At 67.6% G+C, this 1452-nt stretch carries 1 protein-coding gene; it reads left to right on the top strand.

The genetic code is table 11. The features are described from left to right. The coding region (locus ACYVMZ_RS39275) for an acyl-CoA mutase large subunit family protein (protein WP_461088098.1) at positions 1 to 1452 on the top strand (1452 nt) is incomplete at both ends.

Raw genomic sequence — 1452 nt, 5'->3', positions numbered from 1 at the left:
GCGCGAGTCGGAGTCCGGTCTGCCCATCGAGCCGGTCTACGGGCCGGAGGCTCTGGAGGGCTGGGACCCGGCCGAGAAGCTGGGTGAGCCGGGCGCGTACCCGTACACGCGGGGCGTGTACCCGACGATGTACACGGGTCGTCCCTGGACGATGCGGCAGTACGCCGGTTTCGGTACGGCGGTGGAGTCCAACGCCCGTTACAAGCAGTTGATCGCCAACGGCACGATGGGCCTGTCGGTCGCTTTCGACCTGCCCACCCAGATGGGTCACGACTCCGACGCGCCGATCGCGCACGGCGAGGTCGGCAAGGTGGGTGTGGCGATCGACTCGATCGATGACATGCGGGTGCTGTTCGACGGCATCCCGCTGGACAAGGTCTCCACATCGATGACGATCAACGCCCCGGCCGCTCTTCTTCTGCTGCTGTACCAGCTGGTCGCGGAGGAGCAGGGCGTGAGCGCCGACAAGCTCACCGGCACGATCCAGAACGACGTGCTCAAGGAGTACATCGCCCGGGGCACGTACATTTTCCCGCCCAAGCCGTCCCTGCGTCTGATCGCGGACATCTTCAAGTACTGCAGGGCCGAGATCCCGAAGTGGAACACGATCTCGATCTCCGGCTATCACATGGCCGAGGCGGGCGCGTCCCCGGCGCAGGAGATCGCCTTCACCCTCGCGGACGGTATCGAGTACGTGCGCACGGCGGTGGCGGCGGGGATGGATGTGGACGACTTCGCGCCGCGGTTGTCGTTCTTCTTCGTGGCGCGGACGACGATCCTGGAGGAGGTCGCGAAGTTCCGTGCGGCCCGGCGGATCTGGGCGCGGGTGATGAGGGAGGAGTTCGGGGCGAGGAACCCCAAGTCGTGGATGCTGCGGTTCCATACGCAGACGGCCGGGGTGCAGCTGACGGCCCAGCAGCCGGAGGTGAACCTGGTCCGTGTGGCGGTGCAGGCCCTGGCGGCGGTGCTGGGCGGTACGCAGTCGCTGCACACCAACTCCTTCGACGAGGCGATCGCGCTGCCGACGGACAAGTCGGCGCGGCTGGCGTTGCGTACCCAGCAGGTGCTGGCGTACGAGACGGACGTGACCGCCACCGTGGATCCGTTCGCGGGGTCGTATGTCATCGAGAAGATGACCGACGAGGTGGAGGCGGCGGCGTTGGAGCTGATGGGGAAGGTGGAGGACCTCGGTGGTGCGGTCAACGCCATCGAGCGTGGTTTTCAGAAGAACGAGATCGAGCGCAGCGCCTACCGGATCGCCCAGGAGACCGATGCCGGTGAGCGGGTGGTGGTCGGTGTCAACCGCTTCCAGCTCGACGAGGAGGAGCCGTACGAGCCGCTGCGCGTCGACCCGGCGATCGAGGCCCAGCAGGCCGAGCGGCTGGCGAAGCTGCGCGCGGAGCGGGATCAGGCGGCGGTGGACGCGGCGCTGGCGGCGTTGAAGAAGGCCGC

It is taken from the genome of Streptomyces deserti (assembly GCF_054782695.1).
Note: the sequence above shows the minus strand (reverse complement) of the source record. Positions and strands in the feature narration are given on the sequence as shown.